The sequence below is a fragment of the Halochromatium sp. genome, from assembly GCF_046541315.1.
Classification (GTDB): Bacteria; Pseudomonadota; Gammaproteobacteria; order Chromatiales; family Chromatiaceae; genus Lamprobacter.
The window spans coordinates 1-21,052 of the sequence record NZ_JBKHDN010000023.1 but is presented as its reverse complement, the minus strand read 5'-3'; the positions used below and the strand labels follow the sequence as shown (position 1 = coordinate 21,052).

General features: G+C 66.4%; 22 protein-coding genes. 6 read left to right on the top strand and 16 right to left on the bottom strand.

What is annotated here, in order from left to right; translation table 11 throughout:
• Nucleotides 1-510: 510 nt before the first annotated feature.
• A complete protein-coding gene (locus tag ACLFQI_RS03095; RefSeq protein WP_410757375.1) occupies nt 511-2,610 on the bottom strand; it encodes an elongation factor G in 2,100 nt (699 codons plus the stop codon).
• A 41-nt stretch (nt 2,611-2,651) separates the two neighbouring features.
• On the opposite strand from ACLFQI_RS03095, the gene ACLFQI_RS03090 reads away from it, so the two are divergent.
• The gene (locus tag ACLFQI_RS03090) at nt 2,652-3,650 is read left to right on the top strand and encodes a L,D-transpeptidase family protein (RefSeq protein ID WP_410757374.1); all 999 of its coding nucleotides are present in this window, start codon (nt 2,652-2,654) and stop codon (nt 3,648-3,650) included.
• Between the two features lie 5 nt (nt 3,651-3,655).
• Here ACLFQI_RS03090 and ACLFQI_RS03085 read toward each other — a convergent pair whose 3' ends face one another.
• Nucleotides 3,656-3,853, bottom strand: coding sequence for an alanine-zipper protein (locus tag ACLFQI_RS03085; protein ID WP_410757373.1), 198 nt, complete (start codon nt 3,851-3,853; stop codon nt 3,656-3,658).
• Nucleotides 3,854-4,055: 202 nt separating this feature from the next.
• On the opposite strand from ACLFQI_RS03085, the gene ACLFQI_RS03080 reads away from it, so the two are divergent.
• Nucleotides 4,056-4,649, top strand: coding sequence for a chorismate--pyruvate lyase family protein (locus ACLFQI_RS03080; protein ID WP_410757372.1), 594 nt, complete (start codon nt 4,056-4,058; stop codon nt 4,647-4,649).
• A gap of 28 nt (nt 4,650-4,677) precedes the next feature.
• Here the strand turns inward: ACLFQI_RS03080 and lipB are convergent, their stop codons facing one another.
• From lipB to ACLFQI_RS03020, 12 genes are all read right to left on the bottom strand, one after another.
• A complete protein-coding gene (lipB, locus tag ACLFQI_RS03075; RefSeq protein ID WP_410757376.1) occupies nt 4,678-5,256 on the bottom strand; it encodes a lipoyl(octanoyl) transferase LipB in 579 nt (192 codons plus the stop codon).
• A gap of 67 nt (nt 5,257-5,323) precedes the next feature.
• Nucleotides 5,324-5,638, bottom strand: a complete 315-nt coding sequence (locus ACLFQI_RS03070; RefSeq protein WP_410757371.1) for a YbeD family protein — start codon at nt 5,636-5,638, stop codon at nt 5,324-5,326.
• 22 nt (nt 5,639-5,660) lie between these two features.
• Complete coding sequence (locus ACLFQI_RS03065; RefSeq protein ID WP_410757370.1) at nt 5,661-6,521, bottom strand: D-amino acid aminotransferase; 861 nt, start codon at nt 6,519-6,521, stop codon at nt 5,661-5,663.
• A complete protein-coding gene (locus ACLFQI_RS03060) occupies nt 6,522-7,643 on the bottom strand; it encodes a D-alanyl-D-alanine carboxypeptidase family protein (protein ID WP_410757369.1) in 1,122 nt (373 codons plus the stop codon).
• A gap of 107 nt (nt 7,644-7,750) precedes the next feature.
• Nucleotides 7,751-8,545, bottom strand: a complete 795-nt coding sequence (locus ACLFQI_RS03055; protein WP_410757368.1) for a septal ring lytic transglycosylase RlpA family protein — start codon at nt 8,543-8,545, stop codon at nt 7,751-7,753.
• Between the two features lie 110 nt (nt 8,546-8,655).
• Nucleotides 8,656-9,669: a lytic murein transglycosylase B gene (mltB, locus tag ACLFQI_RS03050; protein ID WP_410757367.1), complete on the bottom strand. Its 1,014-nt coding sequence runs from the start codon at nt 9,667-9,669 to the stop codon at nt 8,656-8,658.
• Nucleotides 9,670-9,718: 49 nt separating this feature from the next.
• Nucleotides 9,719-10,852, bottom strand: a complete 1,134-nt coding sequence (gene rodA / locus ACLFQI_RS03045; protein ID WP_410757366.1) for a rod shape-determining protein RodA — start codon at nt 10,850-10,852, stop codon at nt 9,719-9,721.
• Between the two features lie 16 nt (nt 10,853-10,868).
• Complete coding sequence (gene mrdA, locus ACLFQI_RS03040) at nt 10,869-12,749, bottom strand: penicillin-binding protein 2 (protein ID WP_410757364.1); 1,881 nt, start codon at nt 12,747-12,749, stop codon at nt 10,869-10,871.
• Between the two features lie 33 nt (nt 12,750-12,782).
• On the bottom strand, nt 12,783-13,268 hold the full coding sequence (mreD, locus tag ACLFQI_RS03035) for a rod shape-determining protein MreD (protein ID WP_410757363.1): 486 nt from the start codon (nt 13,266-13,268) through the stop codon (nt 12,783-12,785).
• Nucleotides 13,265-14,194 carry a rod shape-determining protein MreC gene (gene mreC / locus ACLFQI_RS03030; RefSeq protein ID WP_410757361.1) on the bottom strand — a complete coding sequence of 310 codons (930 nt, stop codon included), beginning with the start codon at nt 14,192-14,194 and terminating at the stop codon, nt 13,265-13,267. Before mreC ends, mreD begins: the two co-directional genes overlap by 4 nt.
• Nucleotides 14,195-14,237: 43 nt before the next feature.
• Nucleotides 14,238-15,284, bottom strand: coding sequence for a rod shape-determining protein (locus tag ACLFQI_RS03025; RefSeq protein ID WP_410757360.1), 1,047 nt, complete (start codon nt 15,282-15,284; stop codon nt 14,238-14,240).
• Nucleotides 15,285-15,291: 7 nt separating this feature from the next.
• Complete coding sequence (locus tag ACLFQI_RS03020; protein WP_410757359.1) at nt 15,292-15,510, bottom strand: hypothetical protein; 219 nt, start codon at nt 15,508-15,510, stop codon at nt 15,292-15,294.
• A 224-nt stretch (nt 15,511-15,734) separates the two neighbouring features.
• On the opposite strand from ACLFQI_RS03020, the gene gatC reads away from it, so the two are divergent.
• The 4 genes from gatC (at nt 15,735) to ACLFQI_RS03000 (ending at nt 19,714) form a co-directional block, all read left to right on the top strand.
• Nucleotides 15,735-16,022, top strand: coding sequence for an Asp-tRNA(Asn)/Glu-tRNA(Gln) amidotransferase subunit GatC (gene gatC / locus ACLFQI_RS03015; protein WP_410757358.1), 288 nt, complete (start codon nt 15,735-15,737; stop codon nt 16,020-16,022).
• 5 nt (nt 16,023-16,027) lie between these two features.
• The gene (gene gatA / locus ACLFQI_RS03010; RefSeq protein ID WP_410757357.1) at nt 16,028-17,485 is read left to right on the top strand and encodes an Asp-tRNA(Asn)/Glu-tRNA(Gln) amidotransferase subunit GatA; all 1,458 of its coding nucleotides are present in this window, start codon (nt 16,028-16,030) and stop codon (nt 17,483-17,485) included.
• A gap of 85 nt (nt 17,486-17,570) precedes the next feature.
• Nucleotides 17,571-18,143 (top strand): phosphate-starvation-inducible PsiE family protein, encoded by a 573-nt coding sequence (locus ACLFQI_RS03005; RefSeq protein WP_410757356.1) that lies wholly within the window; start codon nt 17,571-17,573, stop codon nt 18,141-18,143.
• Between the two features lie 80 nt (nt 18,144-18,223).
• Nucleotides 18,224-19,714: a ribonucleotide-diphosphate reductase subunit beta gene (locus ACLFQI_RS03000; protein ID WP_410757355.1), complete on the top strand. Its 1,491-nt coding sequence runs from the start codon at nt 18,224-18,226 to the stop codon at nt 19,712-19,714.
• Nucleotides 19,715-19,778: 64 nt separating this feature from the next.
• Here ACLFQI_RS03000 and ACLFQI_RS02995 read toward each other — a convergent pair whose 3' ends face one another.
• Nucleotides 19,779-20,471, bottom strand: coding sequence for a type 1 glutamine amidotransferase (locus tag ACLFQI_RS02995; protein WP_410757354.1), 693 nt, complete (start codon nt 20,469-20,471; stop codon nt 19,779-19,781).
• A gap of 125 nt (nt 20,472-20,596) precedes the next feature.
• Nucleotides 20,597-21,052, bottom strand: a 456-nt coding sequence (locus tag ACLFQI_RS02990; protein WP_410757353.1) for a PLP-dependent transferase, incomplete at its 5' end; no start/stop codon positions are given.

Here is a 21,052-nt window from a genome sequence, read left to right as displayed (position 1 = left end):
AGCAATACCAGGCCTACCGGGCGATCATCGAGGCGATGAGCAACGAGCAGAAGGAAGCCATCGCGGCCCTGTTCAGGCCTCGTTCTTAGCCGCTCAGCCGTTCTTGGCCGCCGACTCGACACGCATTGGGCGGCTCAGAAGCCAGGCGAGGATGCCGGGCACTGAGTCGCCAAGGAGGTCGCCATGCGGGTCGCCATGCGGGTCGCCACAGGGGTCGCCACAGGGGTCGCCACGCGGCGGATCGCGGAGCGCTGCCGCGCCGTTGGGCGATTTCCGTCACTCGCCTTATCGCCGCTCAACCTGATTGCCGGACACTACCGACCTAGTGCAACGCTGCTGAAGTCTCGATACATGCTGATGACTCACACCGTTGTCGATATTGGAGCTTGGGCACTTTCGGGCGGTATCGAATCTTTGACGGCATTGCACTAGAAGCCCGGATTCCAAGGGACGTTCGTGTCCGCGGTCAGGGCGAATGGCTATAAGCGCCGCGCGCACTCCGGCCGGCGCTCAGACGCGATCGAAGCGCTCGAACTGCATGCTGTACTGACCGCGGCCCTGGGTCAGGCTGCGCAGCTCGGTGGTATAGCCGAGCAGGGACTCGAGCGCGACCTCGCAGCGGATGCTCGTCGAGTCATCGGCGGCGTGGCCGGTCTTGGTGGCCTGGATCGCCGCGCGCCGCTGCTGCAGGTCGCCCAGCACGCTGCCGAGGTTGGCCTCCGGCACCACCACCTCCACGCGCATCACCGGGCGCAAGGCGACCGGTCCGGCCGCGCTCATCGCCTTGGCCAGGGCGCGCGTGGCGGCGGCCTGCAGGGCCTCCGGCGTGCTCTGCGGACCGAACAGCTCGACCTCGACCAGGCTGACGGCGACATCGTCCACCGGCGCCCCCTGTAACACGCCGCTGGTCAGCCCCGTTTGCAGCGCATCCTCCAGCGCCTGCCGCTGCTCGGGTGACAGCGCGGCGCCATCCGGGCGCAAGCGCGGCTGGCATTGCATCCGATTGCCCGCGCCGCGCTCCCGAGGCGCCACCTCGACGGCGGCCCAGGCGCTGAGTTCGGGCTGCTTGCCGTCGGGGCTCGCTGGCCGGCTGTACAGCTGCTCGGCGCGCGCCGCGCGGACGATGGTCTCGCGCACCGCGACCGCCGGCCGACCGCTGCGCACGCGCTGGCCGAACTCGCGCTCGATGCGCTCGAGCACGATCTGCAGATGCAGCTCGCCCATGCCGCGCAACAGGCGCTGACCGGTCTCGGGGTCCTCCTCGACCCGCAGCGTCGGATCTTCCTGCTCGACCTTGTCGAGCACCTCGAGCAATTTGTCCTCGTCGGTGCCAGCCGCCGGTTCGATGGCCAGGCTCAGCACCGGCTGGCGCGCCTCGATGCGCTCCAGCGCCAACAGATGCTCGGGATCGCAGAGGGTATCGCCGGTGGCGGCATGACGCAGCCCGGCAAGGAGCACGATCTGCCCCGGCCCGGCCTCCTGCAGGCGCGTCTTGCGCCCGGCATCGACATCGAAGATGCGCGCGACCTGTTCCTTGAGCACGCGACCGTCGGCGCTCTGGAAGGCGACGCTGTCGCCGACCTGGAGCCGATTGCGGTAGACGCGCGTGAAGCAATGGCGCCGCCCGTCCCACAGCTGCACCTTGAACACCAGCGCCACCAACGGCCCCTGGGCACCGAGGGCGACGCTCTCCAGCTCGCCATCCGGTCGCCGCGCGAGCGCCGCCGGCCGATCGAGCGGCGCCGGCAACAGGTCCACGGCCGCGTCCATCAGCGGCTGCACCCCGAGGTTGCGCAAGGCGCTGCCGCCGAAGCAAGGAAACAGGCGCCCGGCGAGGGTGCCACGGCGCAGGGCGGCGAGCAGCGCTTGCGGCTCCGGCTCGCCGCCATCGAGCACCAGATCGGCCAGGGTCTCGTCGGCGTCGGCAGCGGCGAGCAACAGCGCCTCGCGCAGGTCGGCGACCGGTTCCCAGAGCGCGTCCGGGCAGGGCTCGGCGGACACCACCTCGCCCTGTGCGCCACCAAAGCGCAGCAGGCGCCGATGCAGCAGATCGAGACAGGCCTGTTGCTCGGCCAGCGGCACCGTCAGCGCCACCGGCTCGACCCCGAGGCGCTCGCGAATCGCCGCGAGCACGCGCCGGAAATCCGCGCCCGGCCGGTCGATCTTATTGACGAAGAAGAGCACGGGCAGCCCGAAGCGGCAGCGCTGGCGCCAGACCGTCTCGGTCTGCGGCTCGACCCCGCGTACGCCGTCGAGGACCAGAACAACCCCATCGAGCACGCGCATCGAGCGCTCGACCTCGATGGTAAAATCGACATGGCCGGGCGTATCCACGACCTGCAGCAGATGGTCGCGCCAAGGCGCCTTGGTCACCGCCGCGGTGATGGTGATGCCGTGATCCTGCTCCTCGGCCATCCAGTCCATGTGCGCGGCGCCGTCGTGGACCTCGCCGATCTTGTGCGAGGCGCCGGTGTAGTAGAGGATGCGCTCGGTCAGCGTGGTCTTGCCCGCGTCGACATGCGCGGCGATGCCGATATTGCGCACATGCGCGAGCGCGGTCGGTGCCTGGCCCTGTTTCTGGTTGCGGGGATGTTGACTGGACTGACTCATGAACCATCGACCTGAATTGAAGACTTGGCGGAGCCGCGACAATGACGATGATGACCGCTTGCTTGAGCAACGCCCGACGTGCGTCCGAGCGCCCCGCTTCACACCGCCGCTGGCAGTGGTGCGCCCGCGCCGTCGCGCTTCTCGGCCTGGGCATGCTGGCGCTCGGCGCCGCCCAGGCGAAGGTCTACCGGCTCGTCGACCCGAGCGATAGTGTCATCGGCACCCCGTTCTATGTAAAGGCCAGGAAAGCGCATACCTTGCTCGATGTCGGCCGCCATCACGGCATCGGGGTCGACGAGATGCAGCAGGCCAATCCGCTTGTCGACATGTGGCTGCCCGGGGAAGGCACCGCAGTGCTGGTGCCGGATCGCCATGTCCTGCCCGACGCGCCGCGCACGGGGATCGTGCTCAACCTCGCCGAGCGCAGGATGTATCACTATCGCTCGGCGACCGAGATCGAGACCTTTTCCATCGGCATCGGCCGCGAAGGCTGGGAGACGCCGGTCGGCAGCTATCACATCATCGAGAAGACCGAGAACCCGAGCTGGACGCCACCGGCCTCGATTCGCGCCGAATACGCCAAGCGCGGCAAGACGCTGCCCGCCGTGGTGCCACCCGGACCGGAGAATCCACTCGGTAGTCATCGCCTGCGCCTCAACAACCCAAGCTACCTGATCCATGGCACCAACAAGCCCTGGGGCGTCGGCATGCCGGTCAGCTCGGGCTGTACGCGGATGTTCCCGGAAGATATCGGGCATTTGTTCGATCAAGTTTCGGTCGGCACGCCCGTCACCATCGTCGATCAGCCCTACAAGGTCGGCTGGCTTGGCGACCAACTGTTTCTGGAGGTGAGTCGAGAGGAAGGCGGGACACCGCGCCCGATAGAAGAGGTGATTCCGCCCTCTATCGCGGAGGCCGAAGGGGTCCTGATCGATTGGGACGCGGTCAGGCGGATACAGCGGGAAAACGCCGGCTTCCCACAGCTGGTGGGAAGCCGGCGCGGCTCAAGGAGCTGGCATCATTTCGACATGATCTTCTAACGCGATCATTTGGCCATGACGCGCTGATACATACGGTTGATGCGATCCTCGTTGGCCTCGCAGCAGGCCTGGGCGGAATTGGCGGCGTCCATCGCCGCCTGAGCCATGTCCCGGGCCTCCTGGTCGGTGGCGCAACCACCGAGCAGGGAGGCGCCCAGCAGCGCGGCCGCAGACAGGGAAGCGAGTTTCAAGGTCTTGCTCATCGGAGGGGTCTCCATCGTTTGAATATGCCAGAGGGCAACCGATTTATATCACAGACTGGAGGCCGCTTTCGCGCCTCTCGCGCAGATGTTAGCAGACCCAAACCCTGCTAGGGATTGCCACCCAAGCGTTCGTCAGGCGATATCATGATCGCCTGGGCACTCACGACCCCCATCATCGATTGACAACAAGAGAACATCGGAATTGGTCGACCGCTACTATCGCCGCCCGTTACCCAACAGCGGTCCAAATCCATTTCGTTGCCAGGGCTTCGTCCGCGATGGCACCATCGCCACCCAAGGCGGCGCTCCGCTCCCCATCGAGTCCCTGCCGCCCTTCTTGCGCGCGCTGCTGGTCACCGACGGCACCGTGACCAAGGCCTTGGAGGCCTATTTCTGGGAGCCCGTCGGGGTCGACACGCTGCGCCAGGAATTCATCCAGGCGGCGGCCGAGATCCCCTGGATCGAGGTCAAGCCCGGCGATCAGGTGATGGTGCGCGAGGCGCTCCTGCGCGGCGGCGATAGCAACAGGCACTATGCGCGCGCCTTCTCGGTGATCCGCTCGGCGCTCATCCCGGCCTCGTTCAGGGAGCGGCTGATCAACCGTGAGATCGGCATCGGCGTCCTGATCCGCGATAGCGGCCTGGAGAGCTTTCGCGAGGTGATGGAGGTCGGGGTCGAGCCCGAGTCCGCCAGCGGCGAACAGGCGCTGTTTCGCACCTATCGCATCATCATCGACGGCCAGCCGGTGATCCTGATCAGCGAGATCTTCCCGCTCGCGCTCTATCAGGCGGCCTAGAGGGCGGCGGCGCCCTCGGCCACGGCCCTCAAGCGGCCTCGTTGGCGCCGCCGGGCGGACGACCGAGCAGCCGGCACAGGTGGGCGGCCAATCGTTCGCCGGCCTCGCGCACGCCGATGCGCACGCCGTGATCGCACAGCCGAGTCACTGCCAGCCCAGGGTAGCCACAGGGGTTGATGCGCCCGAACGGGGCCGGATCGAGATCGATATTCAGCGCGATACCGTGATAGCTGCGGCCATGACGCACCCGCAACCCCACCGAGGCGATCTTCGCCGCGCCCACGTAGACCCCGGGGGCATCGGCCCTGGTCTGGGCGGCGAGCGCGTGCTCGGCCAGGAGTGCGACCACCGCCTGTTCGAGCAGATGGACCAATTGCTTGACCCCGAGCCGGGCGCGCTTCAGGTCCAACAGCAGATAGGCGACCAGTTGCCCGGGACCATGATAGGTGACCTGGCCGCCACGGTCGCAGTGGACCACCGGGATGGAACCCGGGTCCAGGATGTGCTCCGCCAAGCCGGCTTGCCCGAGCGTGAATACCGGCGGATGCTCCAGCAGCCAGAGTTCATCCGCCGTCGCCGCATCCCGGGCGTCGGTGAAGGCGCGCATCCGTGCCCAGGTCTCGGCGTAGTCGCAGTGCCCGCGCCAGCGCACTCGCAGCGGCGGCGCCTGGGGCTCAGAAGGCACAGGTGATCCGCTCGTGTACCGACAGCTCGCGGTAGATGGCATCCAGTTGGCCCTTGCTGCGGGCCTCGATGACCACGGTCACCGAGACCCAGCGACCATTGCGGCTCGCGCGTGAACGCATCCTCTCCTTGCTGGTGCCTGGGGCATGGCGCTCGACGATCGCGGCGAGGATGGTCTCGATGCCATCCTCGGCGCGCCCCATCGCCTTGATCGGAAAGTCGCAAGGAAAGCGCAGCAGGGTCTCGTCTTGAAGGTCGTCCGGGGGGGTGTCTGGGGGCTGTTGAGCCGGGCTGGAATCCGCCATGGGCGTCTCCTGTTCGCAACGCTCAGGCCGCACTGCGACGCAGCTCGGCCTTGAAGGTTTGATAAAGCGCATCGACACGCCGCCACAGTGGTCCGGGACAGCCCGTGCCGAGGGGCCGATCGTCGAGCCGGGTGACCGGCATCACCTCGCGGGTCGAGCTACTGATCCAGACCTCGTCGGCGCCCTGTAATTCCGCGACCGCGATGTCGCGTTCCTGGATCGGTATCTTGGCTTGCCCGGCCAGTTCCAGCACCAGATCGCGGGTGATCCCGGCCAACAGCAACGGCCCCTTGGGCGGGGTGATCAGCTGCCCGTCCTGGACCAGGAACAGATTGCTGGTCGAGCCCTCCAGGGCCAGACCGTCGCGCACCAGGATGGCCTCCTCGGCGCCCGCCTCTTGCGCCGACTGGCGCAGCAGCACGGCGGCCAGCAGCGAGGTCGTCTTGATATCGCACCGCAGCCAGCGGATATCCTCGCGCGTCACCACCGCGACCCCGCGCTCGGCGACCGCCGGATCACGCGCCGGCATCAGCTTCGCCATCGCCATCACCGTCGGCGTCGGCCGAGCCGGGAAACGATGATCGCGATGGGCGGCGGAACCGCGCGTCACCTGCAGATAGAGCGCCTGATCCCTGTCCGGTTCGGCGGCGAGCAAGCGGCCGAAGATCTCCGACCATTCGGGCAGCGACAATGGCGCTTGCAGCCCGATCCCGCGCAGGCTGTTCTCGAGCCGTTGCAGATGTTCGGCGGCGCGCAACGGGCGCCCGGCGTAGGCCGGGATCACCTCGTAGACCCCGTCGCCGAACAGGAAGCCGCGGTCCATCACCGAGATCATCGCCTGTTGCGGCGCGACGAAGGCCCCGTTGAGATAGATCTCGTGCATCTAGAACAGCTTCAGCAGCGAGTCGACCGCTTGCCGCAGCAGGCCGCCGCGTTCGATCGCGTCGAGCGCCACGGCCGGCTGCCGCTTGATGACCTCGTCGTCGAGTATCAAGACGATCTCGCCGACCTCTTCGCCCTTGGCAAGCGGCGCCTCGAGCATCGCCTTCGGCTCGAGCTGGGCCGAGAGCGTCTCGAAGTCACCGCGCGGAATGGTGACGACCACATCGCTGGCCGGCCCGACCGCCACCGTCGACGGGTCGCCCGACCACACCCGCAGCACCTCGAGCGCCTCGCGCTCCGCATAGAGGAGATGGGTCTCGAAGAAGCGAAAGCCGTAGTTCAACAGCGCCAAGCTATCGGCGACGCGTGCCGCATTGCTCTCGGTTCCCATCACCACCGAGATCAACCGCTGATCGTCGCGCTTGGCCGAGGCCACCAAACAATAGCCCGCGGCCTGGGTGTGGCCGGTCTTCACGCCATCCACGCCGACCCCCTTGTCGAGCAAGCGGTTGCGGTTGAACTGCCGGATCCCCTGCCAGGTGAATTCGGGCTCCGAGTACCAACGATAGTATTCGGGGAACTCGCGAATCATCGCCGTCGTCACCAGCGCGATATCCTTGGGCGTGGTGAAGTGCTCCGGGCCGGGCAAGCCAGTGGCGTTGGTAAAATGTGTCCGCGTCATCCCAAGCCGCTGCGCGTGCTGGTTCATCAGGCCGGCAAAGCTCGCCTCGCTACCGGCGACATGCTCGGCCAGGGCGACGCTGGCATCGTTGCCGGACTGGATGATCATGCCCTTGAGCAAATCCTCGACTGCGATCTGACTGCCAACCTCGATGAACATCTTCGAACCGCCGGTGCGCCAGGCCTTCTCGCTGATCAGCACCCGATCATCAAGGGCGATATTGCCGGCGGCCAGCTCGTTGAAGACCACATAGGCGGTCATGATCTTGGTCAGGCTCGCGGGCTCGAGCCGCGCGTCGGCATTCGCCGCCGCCAGCACCGCGCCGCTGTCGTGATCGATCAGCAGATAGCCTTCGGCGCCAAGGGTTGGCGGCGATGGGGTCTCGGCACGCACCGAGACGACGACCAAGCTGGCCAGGAGGAGGGAGATGATGTAACGCATGGGTGGGAGTGTACCTGCTCGCGGGAACCTCGGCAGCTCGCGGCCGAGGGCATTGGGCTTGCGATCCTGGTGCCAAACGGCCTGGATCAGGGGCAATCCGGGGACAATCAGGGGGGCACGACGAGCGGCGGCTCAAGGCCCAGGGCCGTCAGCCGACGTCCGAGCGCATCGACATCGGCGGTTGAGCGCAGCGGTCCGACCTGAACCTTATACAGCGGCGCCAGCGCGCCATTCGCGAGCGGCGCCTTCACCAACACCGGCGTATCCAGCGTCGAGACGAGCCGGCGCCGCAGCTGCTCGGCGTGACCACGGCTGCCAAAGGCGCCAACCTGAAGATACACGCGGCTCCCCGGCGGACGCGCGGGGGGGAGGTGTCTGGGGGTTGCGGACGCCAACCGCAACAGCGTCCGCGCATCCTTGCCATGATCGCGCGGATCGATCGAGCGGACCTCGACCCGCGCCGTGCCCGCATTGACCATCTCCAGGTGCTTGGCGGCGGCATAGGAGAGATCGATGATGCGATTGCCGACGAAAGGCCCACGGTCGTTGATCCTCACCACCGCCCGCCGTCCATTCTCGAGGTTGGTGACCAACGCGTAGGTCGGCAATGGCAGCGTCTTGTGAGCCGCCGTCAGCCGGTGCATGTCGTAGCGCTCGCCGCTCGAGGTCTTGCGACCATGGAACTGCTTGCCGTACCAGGAGGCCAGCCCGGTTTCCACATGATCGCGGCTGCTAGCCTTGGTGTAGTAGCGCTTACCCAGCACCACATAGGTGTCCATGTTGCCCGAGCGCGACTTGGGCTCGGCCTTGGGCATGGCCTCGATGGCGATCGCGCTCGTCGATGTCGGGGATCTGCTGGACGGGCTCGCGCAGCCCGCCATCAGCAGGATCAGTCCACTCACGAGGCCCAGCCGCAGCGCCACCGAGAGGGCGCCACGCGCAGGCGGACGACCGCGCCGCCACTGGCAGCGGTGACCCGCCATCGTCATGGGGATGCGCCGCGTCGCCACCGCTACCGATCCAGCCCCGCAATCGCCCGGCTCAGTTCATAGGCCGCCAGCGCATACAGATTGCTGTGGTTGTAACGGGTGATCGCGTAGAAGTTCTCCAGGACCACCCAATACTCGGGTTCCCCGGCATCGAGTTCGATGAGCGCGGCGCGGGCATTGGGGGCCAGCGCCCGATCCGGCTCGACCCCGGCCGCCTTCAGCTCGGCCACGCTCAAGCGTGGCACCAGCGGTCGTTTGCCGCCGACCTCGAGCCCGTCTTCGAGCGGCCCGTGCAGGGTGGCCGGCGAGGCGATCGGCTCACCGCGCCGCCACCCGTGCTCGGCGAGATAGGCGCCGACACTGCCGATCACATCGGCCTCGCTGTGCCAGAGATCGCGCCGGCCGTCGCCATCGAAATCGACCGCGTAGGCGCGATAACTCGAGGGGATGAACTGCGGCAGACCAAGGGCGCCGGCATAGGAGCCACGCGTGCTGCTGGGATCGATGGCCTCCTCGCGCGCGAGCAGGAGGAACGCCTCGAGTTCCTTGCGAAAGAAGGCCGCCCGGCGTGGATAGGCGAACCCCAGTGTGGTCAGCGCATCAAGCACAGGATATTGGCCAAGGGTCGCGCCATAATTGGTCTCGATACCGAGGATCGCGACGATCACCTCGGCCGGCACGCCGTAGGTCCGTTCCGCCTGGCGCAGCAAGGCCGCGTGCTCGACCCGAAAGCGCCGACCGCCGGCGATGCGCTCTGGCGTCACGAACAACGCCCGATAGGCGCCCCATGATTTGCCCTCGTAGGGCCGATCCATGGCATCGACGATCGCTTGCCGATAGCGCGCGCCTTGCATGAGCGCCCTCAACTCGGCGCGCTCGAAACCGTGGCGCGCGGCCATCTCGTGGACAAAGGCCTCACGCTCACGCGCATAGCTCGCGGGCGCTGCGGCCTGGCTCGGCGCTGGCGTCAACAGGAGCCAGGCCAGCACCGTGGCAGCAATCCTGGCGAGTCTGGCCGGCAGCGGATCGTCGAGCATTGCAAGGGCCACTCCGTTCATCGATTCAACCTTCAGTATAGGCGCGAACTTACTCAGTTTGAAGCAATTTTCGCCGCGTTTGCACCGACATCAGGATACCGAAGCCAAGCATCAGCGTCACCAACGAGGTCCCGCCATAACTGACCAGCGGCAGCGGGACCCCCACCACGGGCAGCAAGCCAGTGACCATCCCCATGTTCACGAACAGGTAGACGAAGAACACCATGGTGACCGAGCCCGCCAAGAGTCGGCTGTAGGCATCCGGCGCCTGCGCGGCAATGTCGAACCCGCGCAGGATCACCGCCAGGTACAGCAGCATCAACAGCAGGATTCCCGACAAGCCCAGCTCCTCGCCGAGCACGGCAAAGATGAAGTCGGTCGAGCGCTCGGGCAGGAATTCGAGCTGCGACTGGGTGCCGCCGAGCCAGCCCTTGCCATGCAGCCCGCCGGAGCCGATCGCGATCTGTGACTGAATGATGTGATAGCCAGCGCCCAGCGGATCGGAGGCTGGGTCGAGGAAGGTCAGCACGCGGCGGCGCTGGTAGTCGCGCATCAGCGACCAGGCCACCGGCGCCGCTGCGGTCCCCAGCACCCCCAGCCCGATGATCAGCCGCCAACGCAGACCGGAGAGAAAGAGCGTCGTCAGCCCAGCACTGGCGACCAATAAGGCGGTACCCAGGTCCGGTTGCTTGGCGATCAACGTCACCGGCACCCCGATCAACACGCCAGCGACGGCAATATCGAGCAGGCGCGGCGGCATGGGGCGCATCGACAGATACCAGGCCAACGCCATCGGCAAGGCCAGCTTCAGGATCTCCGAGGGCTGAAAGCGCATCACGCCCAGATCCAGCCAGCGCTGCGCGCCCTTGCTCTGCTCGCCCACCAGCAGCACCGCCAGCAACAGCGACAGACCCAGCAGGAACAACGGCAAGGACCACCGACAGAGCACCAGCGGCGGCACCTGGGCGATCGCGAGCATCAGCAAGAAGGCGACCCCAAGCCGCCAGAGCTGGCGCTCGAACTGCACGGCGGATTGCCCGGAGGCGCTATACAAGATCATCAGACCCAACCCGCAGATCAGCACCAGCAACAAGAGCAAGGGCAGATCGATATGCAGCCGCGCCAGTAACCCACCGTCGAGCACGCCGGAGTCGCGATGGAGGCGGAGCTTATGGGGTGCCACTGCGCGCCACCATCGCTTAGTGCGGGGTCGTCTCGTCAGCGTTCTCGCTGGACGCGACCACGCGCCGATCGAGCAGCCAGCTATCCATCACGGCGCGCGCGATCGGCGCCGCCGTCGCCCCGCCATGACCGCCATTCTCGACGATGACCGCCACCGCGATGCGCGGCTTCTCGACCGGCGCGAAACCGACAAACAAGGCATGATCGCGCATGCGCTCGGCGACCTCGGCCTCGTTGTAGGTCTCGTTCTGGCCCACGGTGAACACCTGCGAGGTGCCGGTCTTACCGGCAATCCGATAGTCGTCATTGCGGATACGACGCGCGGTGCCACGCCGGCCCTCGATCACATTGGTCATCGCATCGACGATGGTCTGCCAGTGCGCCGGGTCCTTGTCCGGCAGCGCTCGCGGCTTCGCCTCGGTGGGTTCCAGGGGCGCGCCCAGACTGGCCCGGGTCGCCCTCACCAAGCGCGGCCGCATGTAGACGCCGCGATTGGCCACCGCCGCCGTCGCCGCCGCCAGTTGCAGCGGGGTGGCCAGGAAGGCGCCCTGACCGATGCCGACGATCAGCGTCTCGCCCGGGAACCAGGGTTGGTTGCGCACGCGCCGCTTCCACTCCGGCGATGGCAGCAAACCGCCCAGCTCACCGGCGATATCGACCCCGGTTGGCTCGCCGAAGCCGAACTCGGCCAAATACGTCCCCATGCGCTCGATGCCCATGTCATGGGCGAGGCGATAGAAGTAGACATCGCAGGACTGCACGATCGCATCCTCCATCGCCAACGTGCCATGTCCGCCGCTGCGCCAGCAGCGATAGCGATGCGAATGCCCCGGCAGTTGATAATAGCCGCCACAGTATTTGCCTTCGCGCGCCGAGGTCACCCCGCTCGCGAGCCCGGCCAGCGCGATGAACTGCTTGATGGTCGAGCCCGGTGGATACTGGCCGCGAATGGCGCGATCGTAGAGCGGCCGATCGATATCGTCGCGCAGCGCCGCATAGGCCTGGAAGCCGATACCGCCGACGAAGGGGTTGGGATCGTAGCTTGGAGTACTGACCATCGCCAGCACGCCGCCGGTCTCGGGCTCGATCGCGACCACCGCCCCGCGGTGATCGCCAAGCGCCGCCGCCGCATCGCGCTGCAGGTCCAGATCCAGGAACAGATGCAGATCGCGCCCGGGCAAGGGCGCCTTCTCCTCGCGGCGTTCCAAGATCCGCCCACGCGCGTTGACCACCACCTGTTGATAGCCGACATGCCCATGCAGCCATCCCTCATGGTACTTCTCGAGCCCAACCTTGCCGATATGGCTGCTGCCGGCATAATCGGAGCGATCGATCTGCTCGAGTTCTTGCTCATTGATGCGCCCGACATAACCGACCACATGCGCGGTGTGTAGGCCCTGGGGATAGGACCGCGACAGTTCGGCAGCGATCTCCACGCCCGGAAAGCGATGGCTTTGCACGGCGAAGCGCGCCCGCTCGGCTTGACTGAGATCGAGCCGGATCGGCACGCCTTCGAAGCGGCGCCGCTGCGGTAACAGCCGCCGGAACCGCTCGCGGTCGAGTTCCGAGATCGGCAACAACTCCGATAGCCCGGCGATCGTCGCGGCGAGATCCTCGACCTTCTCCGGCTCGATCGTCAGCGCGTAGGACGGCACGTTATCCGCCAGCAAAACGCCATCGCGATCATAGATGAGGCCGCGGGTCGGCGGCATCGGCTGGATCTTGACGCGATTATCGTCGGACAGCGTGGTGAAGTGCGTATGCCGCACCACCTGCAACTGGAACAGACGGATTCCGACCAGCACCAGGCAGAGCACCACCAGGACCACGAGCACAAGCGCGCGGTTGCGAAACAGGCGTTTCTCACCACGACGATCGGCGAAGACTTCCGCAAGCATGGTGTCGATTCAATCCAGGGCGTTCATCATGGCTCAGGCCACCCCGGCGGACATCCGCAGCCGATCCAGCAAGGGGCTGAACCAGGGCCAGAGCAGCAAGCCAACGAAGGTTGGCAACCAATAGACCAGGGTGGGCGTGGGCTGGCCGGTCGCCCCCAGGATCCACAGCGACAGCAGGCGCTCGACCAGCAGCAAGAGCCAAACCGCCACCGCCTGCTGCCAGAGCGGGAAGGCCCGGATGCGCCGGTGCAATTCGCCGGCCAGATAGGCCACCACCGACAGCGACAGGGCATGCTCGCCGAGCAACGCGCCCGAGATCACATCGTGGGCGATGCCAAGCATAAAGCCGGTGAAGATGCCGAACCTGGCGGGCATCACCAGGCACCAGTAGATCAGGATCAGCGTCACCCATTGCGGGCGGTAAGCGTCGGCCCAGGCCGGTATGGGGACGATGGTCAAGGTGAGCGCAACGATCAAGGTCAGGCCCACGAAGACCCCGGTGCGCGGGAAGCCGCTCACGAGCGGTCCCCCGTCGGACCGGGCGTGTTCAACTGCGGCACGGCGGCGCGCTGGTTGTCGGCGGCCTGGGTCGAGGTATTCGGCGCGGCTTGGACCGGCTCCACCGTCCACACCAGCAACACCTCATGGCTGCGATCCAAGCGCGCCGTCGGCTCGGCATTGACGATGGCGAAGGGGCTGTTCGGATCATCGGCGACCTCGACAATGCGCGCGACCGGGTAACCGGCGGGAAACACCCCGCCCATGCCCGAGGTGACCAAGAGATCCCCCACCCGCACATCGGCATTCTTGGGCAGATGCGGCAGACGCAATTGGTTGACCAGACCGGTGCCGGTGGCAATGGTGCGCAGCCCATTGCGGTTGATCTGCACCGGCAAGGCATGATCGGCATCGGTGATCAGCAACACGGTGGCGGTGAGCGGATTCGCCACGATGACCTGCCCCATGACGGCATTCGCGTCGAGCACCGGCTGCCCGACATAGACCCCCGAGGAGGTGCCCTTGTCCACCAGCACCTGTTGGCGGTAAGGATCGAGGTCGACCTGCAAAAGTTCCGCGACCAAGACCCGATCGCCGACCTTAAACGAGGAGCCGAGTAGATCGCGCAACCGGCTGTTCTCCGCCTGCAGGGCGAGAAACCGCTGCATGCGCCCCTTCAATGCCAGATTCTCTTGTTCGAGCAACGCGTTGCGCTCGCGCAGATCGGCCTCGGTCGTGAGACGATTGTCGAGCGCTCGCGCCAGCTGGCTCGGCCGCGACGCCAGCCAATGGATCGGATAGACGGCCACCGCGAGGGTCGAGCGCACCCAGGAAAGATGTCGATCGCGCGCATCGGCAAACATCAGGCCCAACGACAGCAGTACGGCGATCGTCAGCCGTAACAGCGGCGGTGGCCTACGATCGAATAACGCGTTGATAGCGAACAACCTCCGCGTTGCCTAAACGATCAACCCGGCGGCCTGGTCGCGCTCATTCCACCGAGAACAGATCCAGCCCCCGTTGATCGATCATCTCCAAGGCCTTGCCGCCCCCGCGCGCGACGCAGGTGAGCGGGTCTTCCGCCACCACCACCGGCAGCCCGGTTTCCTCGGCGATCAAGCGGTCGAGATCGCGCAGCAGCGCACCGCCGCCGGTGAGCACGATGCCGCGCTCGGCGACATCGGCGCCCAGCTCGGGCGGGGTCTGCTCGAGCGCATTCTTGACTGCGCTGACGATACTATGCAACGGTTCCTGCAACGCCTCCAGGATCTCGTTGCTATTGAGCGTGAAACTGCGCGGCATGCCTTCGGCGAGGTTACGCCCGCGCACCTCGATCTCGAGCATCTCATTGCCGGGAAAGGCGGTGCCGATGCGATGCTTGATGCGCTCGGCGGTGGCCTCGCCGATGAAGGTGCCATAGTTGCGGCGCACATAGTTGATGATACTCTCATCGAAGGTGTCGCCGCCGATCCGCGCCGAGTTCGAGAACACGATGCCGTTCAGCGAGATCACCGCCACCTCCGAGGTGCCGCCACCGATATCCAGCACCATCGAGCCCTGCGGCTCATCGACCGGCAGGCCGGCGCCGATGGCGGCGGCCATCGGCTCCTCGATCAGATAGACCTCGCGTGCCCCGGCGCCGGCGGCGGATTCCTTGATCGCCCGCCGCTCGACCTGGGTCGAGCCACTCGGCACGCCCACCAGCACGCGCGGACTGGGACGAATCAGCCGACTCTCGTGGACCTTATGGATGAAGTACTGGAGCATCTTCTCGGTGACCGTGAAGTCGGCGATGACACCATCCTTCAAGGGCCTGATCGCGGTGATGTTCTGCGGCGTGCGCCCGAGCATCAGCTTGGCCTCCTCGCCCACCGCGGCTACCGACTTACGCCCGCCATCGTGTTCGTGGCGAATCGCCACCACCGAAGGCTCATCGAGCACGATGCCCTGCCCACGGGTATAGATCAGCGTATTGGCGGTTCCAAGGTCGATCGACAGATCGTTCGAAAACAGCCCTCGGATGCGTCTCAGGAACATGGGTAGCTCACTCCAGCGTGTACTCGCGCAGCGCGCCGGTCAGCGGCACGTGGACCTGGTGCATCGCGGGAAGGATGTCACCAAGCATGGATAAGGGGTTGATCGAGGGATGTCCCAGCGGAATCGAGGCCGAGAAGAGCGCATCGAGCACGACCCTGGGGCAGCGGCCGATGCGCGGCCGCAGGTGGCCGAGCCTTAACCGGTCAACGCGATCGAGCGCGAACAAGGCGGGTTCTTGACAGGATTTCCACGAGGATTATCTCGGCTAATTTAGCAACGCGGGCATCCGCGAGCAAGCCGATCATCGGAAAGTGCGATCCCTGTCGCCTGCGCGCCGAGGAGTGCTTGTGGTAATTTGAGCGCCGCAACAGCTGCGGCGACGGACAGCACCAGTGCGCCGATCCGGTCCCCGCCCGACATCACCCCAAACCAGCTTGCGAAGCCCCTATTATGGCCCTCGACACCAGCGCCGTCGCCAAGATCGCGCACCTCGCCCGGCTCGACGTGAAATCCGACGAACTCGATCATTTCAGCGCCGAACTGAGCAACATCCTCGACCTGGTCGAACAGATGCGCAACATCGACACCAGCGGGGTCGAGCCGATGGCGCACCCGCTGCACATGGCACAACAGCTGCGTCCCGACCGCGTCACCGAGACCGACCAACGCGCGCGCTTCCAGCGGATCGCGCCGCAGACCGAGGACGGTCTCTACCTGGTGCCCAGGGTGGTCGAATGAGCGCCATGCACGAGCAATCGATCACCGCCCTCGCCGCCGCACTGCGCGCGCGCGCGTTCTCCGCCCGGGAACTGACCGAGCACTATCTCGCCCGCATCGAACGGCTCGACGGCAGGATCAATGCCTATATCACGGTCACCGCCGAGCAGGCGCTGGCCGCCGCCGAGCGCGCCGATCAGCAGCTTGCCGCCGGCAGCGCCGGGCCGCTGACCGGCATCCCGATCGCCCATAAGGACATCTTCTGCACCAACCGCGTCAAGACCAGCTGCGGCTCGCGCATGCTCGACGCCTTCGTCGCGCCTTACGATGCCACTGTGGTCCAGCGCCTAGAGGCTGCCGGCACGCCGATGCTGGGCAAGACCAACATGGACGAGTTCGCGATGGGCTCGTCGAACGAGACCAGCTTCTACGGACCGGTACGCAACCCCTGGGATCGGGAGCGCGTCCCGGGCGGCTCCTCGGGCGGCTCGGCGGCGGCGGTCGCGGCCGGACTCTGCGCGGCGGCCACCGGCACCGACACCGGCGGCTCGATCCGCCAGCCGGCGGCCTTCTGCGGCGTCACCGGCCTCAAGCCGACCTATGGCCGTTGTTCGCGCTGGGGCATGATCGCCTTCGCCTCGAGCCTGGATCAGGCCGGCGTGCTCGCCCGCAGCGCCGCCGATGCGGCGTTGGTGCTACAGGCGATGGCCGGCTTCGACGAGCGCGACTCGACCAGCGCCAACGAACCGGTGCCGGACTATCGCGCCCCGCTCGAGGACGACATCGCTGGGCTCAAGATCGGTCTGCCGAAGGAATACTTCGGCGCGGGGCTCGACCCCGGCGTCGCCGCCTCGATCGAGGCGGCGATCAAGGAATACGAGGCCCTCGGTGCCAGCGTGCGCGAGATCAGCCTGCCGAACGCGCCCTTGTCGGTGCCGGTCTATTACGTGGTCGCCCCGGCCGAATGCTCGTCGAACCTGGCCCGCTTCGACGGCGTGCGCTACGGCCATCGCTGCGAGGCGCCGCGCGATCTCGAAGACCTCTACAAGCGCAGCCGCGCCGAGGGCTTCGGCGCCGAGGTCAAGCGCCGCATCATGATCGGCACCTATGTGCTCTCGGCCGGCTATTACGACGCCTACTACCTCAAGGCGCAGCAGCTACGCCACCTGATCAGCGACGACTTCAGGCGCGCCTTCGAGCAGGTCGATGTCATCATGGGGCCGACCACGCCGAGCACCGCTTTTCGACTCGGCGCCAAGACCGACGACCCGGTGGCGATGTACCTCAACGACATCTACACCATTGCCACCAATCTCGCCGGTCTGCCCGGGCTATCGATCCCGGTCGCGCCGGTTGACGGTCTGCCGGTCGGGCTCCAGTTGATCGGCGATGTCTTCCAAGAAGGACGTCTGCTCAACATCGCCCACCAGCTGCAGCAGCGCACCGATTGGCATCGCCTGACACCCAGCCTCGCCGCCCCCTGAACCCGAGAACCCCCGAGAACCCCCGAGAACCCTCCGGGGCTCCTGTCCGTCGCCGAGATATCCACTAGCCAGGAGGACTCGCCCAATGACGAACGTCAAATCCGACAGTGGCCGGCGTGTTGGCCACAGTCTCGCCCACAGCAGCGGTCGCCACGACGAGCTGTCCACCCACGAGCAAGACCCGATCCTGAACTGGCTGCATCGGGTGATGCGGCTTGCCGCCTATGTGCTCGCCGTCGCCATGGTCTTCGTGATCCTGATTGGCGTGCTCAGCGTCATCCACACCATTTATCTCCACATCATCGAGCCGCCGTACTTCCTGATCCCGGACATCATCAAGACCTTCGGCGCCTTTCTCGCGTTGTTGATTGCCTACGAGATCTTCTCGAACATCAGGCTCTACATCCGGTCTGATGTGTTTCCGATGAAGCTCGTGGTGGCGACCGCGATCATGGCCATCGCGCGAAAGATCATCATCCTCGACATGGCCGAGCACAGCGCACTCGACCTCATCGGCATGGGCATTGCCGTCGTTGGCCTGGGCCTCACCTACTGGCTGATCGCGCTCGCTGACCGCGGCTCCGATACCAAGGATCATCTGCCGTTGGCGACAAGCGCCCTCTTACCCGGCAGCAAGTCCAACGAAAAGGACGACTGACCGAACCCCGCCGCGCGAACGCCACCAGCGTCGACCTCCGCCGAGCCCTCCATTCACCAGCACAACGGAGTCCCCGCCTCATGCTGAACTGGAACGACCCCCTCGCCAATGCCCGTCCCGCCGCCGCCGGGCGCAAGCACCCACCCCCGCATGATCGGGAGGCCCATGCAGAGACCCAGCCCGAGGCGCAAGCCTCGTTCGAGGCCAGCGACCTGGCCCGGGCCGCCAGCGGCGACGCACGTCAAGACGACGATTTCGCCTTGCCCGCCACCGCATCGTCCGGGGTTCCGGAGACCGGCGCCCGGGTCCGCCCCGGTCAGGGCCTGATCGCCAACAGCGACCTCATGGCCAGCGCCGGCAGCGCGCCGGTCGTCAACCCGAATCCCGGCCCCTTGCAGCCGGCGCTGATCGAAGACGCAGCGGTGGGCGCATCGTCCAGCGTTCAGTCCAGCGCGCCATCCGGGACCCCGTCCAGCGCCCCACCGGACGCCCCCGCATTCGATCCCCACGCCGCAGGTGGCGCCACCGGCCTCGAGGATCTCGCGCGCGGCGCCGGGCGCATCCGCGTCGACGACAAACGCATCATCAACTGCCACGCCGACCTCAACCAGCTGGTGCCCTTCAAGTACGACTGGGCCTGGCAGAAGTATCTCGACGCCTGCGCCAATCACTGGATGCCGCAAGAGATCAACATGAACGCGGACATCGCGCTCTGGAAGGACCCGAACGGGCTGACCGACGACGAGCGCACCATCATCAAGCGCAACCTCGGCTTCTTCTCCACCGCCGACTCGCTGGTCGCCAACAACCTGGTGCTCGCGGTCTACCGCCACATCACCAATCCCGAGTGCCGCCAGTACCTGCTGCGCCAGGCCTTCGAGGAGGCCCTGCACACCCACGCCTATCAGTATGTGGTCGAGTCCCTGGGGCTGGACGAGGGCGAGATCTTCAACATGTACCGCGAGGTGCCCTCGGTGGCGCGCAAGGCCGAGTGGGCGCTGCCCTATACCCAATACCTGGCCGATCCGCACTTCCACACCGGCACGCCGGAGAACGATCAGAAGCTGCTGCGCGAGCTGGTCGCCTTCTACATCATCTTCGAGGGCATCTTCTTCTATGTCGGCTTCGTGCAGGTGCTGAGCATGGGCCGGCGCAACAAGATGACCGGCACCGCCGAGCAGTTCCAGTACATCCTGCGCGATGAGTCGATGCACATGAACTTCGGCATCGACGTGATCAATCAGATCAAGATCGAGAATCCGCAGTTATGGACCAACGGCTTCAAGCAGGAGTTGATCGCCATGATCCGCGATGCCGTCCAGCTCGAGGCCGACTACGCCCAAGAGACCATGCCACGCGGAGTGCTCGGCCTCAACGCGCCGATGTTCGAGGAGTACCTACAGTTCATCGCCAATCGCCGTTGCGCCCAGATCGGCCTGCCGGAGCAGTACCCGGATGCCGGCAACCCCTTCCCCTGGATGTCCGAGGTGCTGGATCTCAAGAAGGAGAAGAACTTCTTCGAGACCCGCGTCACCGAGTATCAGACGGGTGGGGCGTTGAGCTGGGATTGAGGCGGAAACCCCCGTTCTCGCCCAAGCCGCGCCGCATCGGCCGCCGCGAGCGCTGGCGCCGCCCTCACTCGGCAAGCCGATCGAGCAAGGTCTCCAGCACCCGCGCCGTCGCCTCATAGCGCGCCGGCGAGACCGCCAGCATCTGCTCCGCGCTCTGCACAAAGGGCGCTGGCACCAACTCATCGGCGCAATGACCGCACAGGGTCCGCAGGCTCGTCGGCGTCATCTCGAGATGGAACTGCAAGCCCAGGATGCGCTCGTCGACCAGGAAGCCCTGCTGCGCGCAGGCCTCGCTCGTGGCCAGCTGCAAGGCACCCGGCGGTAACCTGAAGGTGTCGCCATGCCAATGCAGCACCTGCTGCTCGACCGGCAGATCCTTGCACAGCGGATGCGCACGCGCGGCCTCGGTGAATTGGATCGGGAACCAGCCGATCTCCTGGTGCGCATTCGGCACCACTCGCGCGCCGAGCGCTTCGGCGATCAACTGCGCCCCGAGACAGACACCGACCAGCGAGCGGCCACCCTCGATTGCCGAGCGGATCAGCGCCTTCTCGGCCCCGAGCCAGGGATAGCGCGCCTCGTCGCCAACCCCCATGGGTCCGCCCATCACCACCAGGCGATCAAAGGCCTCCAGCTCGGGCAGGTCGTCGCCGGCGAACAGATGGCTGAAGGCGATCGGATGACCGCGACTCTCGGCCCAATCGGCGATCCGGGCCGGCCCCTCGAACGGCACATGCATCAAGCAGTGGATCCTCATCAGTGCCTCCGCGAGAAACCCTGCCCTTCGGGGCGGGGTGGTTGACGGTAGTGCTTCCAGCTCAGGGTCGTTTCCGGGCCAACCCGAGGGTTCCCTGGAGCCGGGTCCCGAGGGCCGGTCGCAGATCAGGCGGCGGCCAGGGCCTGGTCCAGGTCGGCGATGATGTCGTCGACATGCTCGATGCCGATCGACAACCGCACCAGGTCCTCGCTGACGCCGGCGCGGGCCAGCTCCTCGGGCGAGAGTTGACGATGCGTGGTCGTCGCCGGATGGCAGGCCAGGGTCTTGGCGTCGCCGATGTTGACCAAGCGCACCGCGAGCTTGAGCGCGTCGATGAAGCGCGCGCCGGCCTCGCGACCACCGCCTGCGTCGGAGCGGATGCCGAAGGAGAGGATCGAGCTGGCCTTGGCGCCGTCCATGTACTGCTGTACCAGCGGATAGTCGGGACTGTCGGGCAACCCGGCATAGCGCACCCATTCGACCTTGACGTGGTTCTGCAAATACTCGGCTACCGCGATTGCATTCGCGCAGTGGCGATCCATGCGCACCGGCAGCGTCTCGATGCCCTGCAGGATGAGAAA

Bases quoted from the DNA above. Each gene is read 5' to 3' on its own strand.
- ACLFQI_RS03095 (WP_410757375.1), bottom strand. From the start codon at position 2,610: ATGAGTCAGTCCAGTCAACATCCCCGCAACCAGAAACAGGGCCAGGCA.
- ACLFQI_RS03090 (WP_410757374.1), top strand. From the start codon at position 2,652: ATGACGATGATGACCGCTTGCTTGAGCAACGCCCGACGTGCGTCCGAG.
- ACLFQI_RS03085 (WP_410757373.1), bottom strand. From the start codon at position 3,853: ATGAGCAAGACCTTGAAACTCGCTTCCCTGTCTGCGGCCGCGCTGCTG.
- lipB (WP_410757376.1), bottom strand. From the start codon at position 5,256: ATGCGCGCCTTCACCGACGCCCGGGATGCGGCGACGGCGGATGAACTC.
- ACLFQI_RS03070 (WP_410757371.1), bottom strand. From the start codon at position 5,638: ATGGCGGATTCCAGCCCGGCTCAACAGCCCCCAGACACCCCCCCGGAC.
- ACLFQI_RS03065 (WP_410757370.1), bottom strand. From the start codon at position 6,521: ATGCACGAGATCTATCTCAACGGGGCCTTCGTCGCGCCGCAACAGGCG.
- ACLFQI_RS03060 (WP_410757369.1), bottom strand. From the start codon at position 7,643: ATGCGTTACATCATCTCCCTCCTCCTGGCCAGCTTGGTCGTCGTCTCG.
- mltB (WP_410757367.1), bottom strand. From the start codon at position 9,669: ATGCTCGACGATCCGCTGCCGGCCAGACTCGCCAGGATTGCTGCCACG.
- mrdA (WP_410757364.1), bottom strand. From the start codon at position 12,749: ATGCTTGCGGAAGTCTTCGCCGATCGTCGTGGTGAGAAACGCCTGTTT.
- ACLFQI_RS03025 (WP_410757360.1), bottom strand. From the start codon at position 15,284: ATGTTCCTGAGACGCATCCGAGGGCTGTTTTCGAACGATCTGTCGATC.
- gatC (WP_410757358.1), top strand. From the start codon at position 15,735: ATGGCCCTCGACACCAGCGCCGTCGCCAAGATCGCGCACCTCGCCCGG.
- gatA (WP_410757357.1), top strand. From the start codon at position 16,028: ATGCACGAGCAATCGATCACCGCCCTCGCCGCCGCACTGCGCGCGCGC.
- ACLFQI_RS03005 (WP_410757356.1), top strand. From the start codon at position 17,571: ATGACGAACGTCAAATCCGACAGTGGCCGGCGTGTTGGCCACAGTCTC.
- ACLFQI_RS03000 (WP_410757355.1), top strand. From the start codon at position 18,224: ATGCTGAACTGGAACGACCCCCTCGCCAATGCCCGTCCCGCCGCCGCC.
- ACLFQI_RS02995 (WP_410757354.1), bottom strand. From the start codon at position 20,471: ATGAGGATCCACTGCTTGATGCATGTGCCGTTCGAGGGGCCGGCCCGG.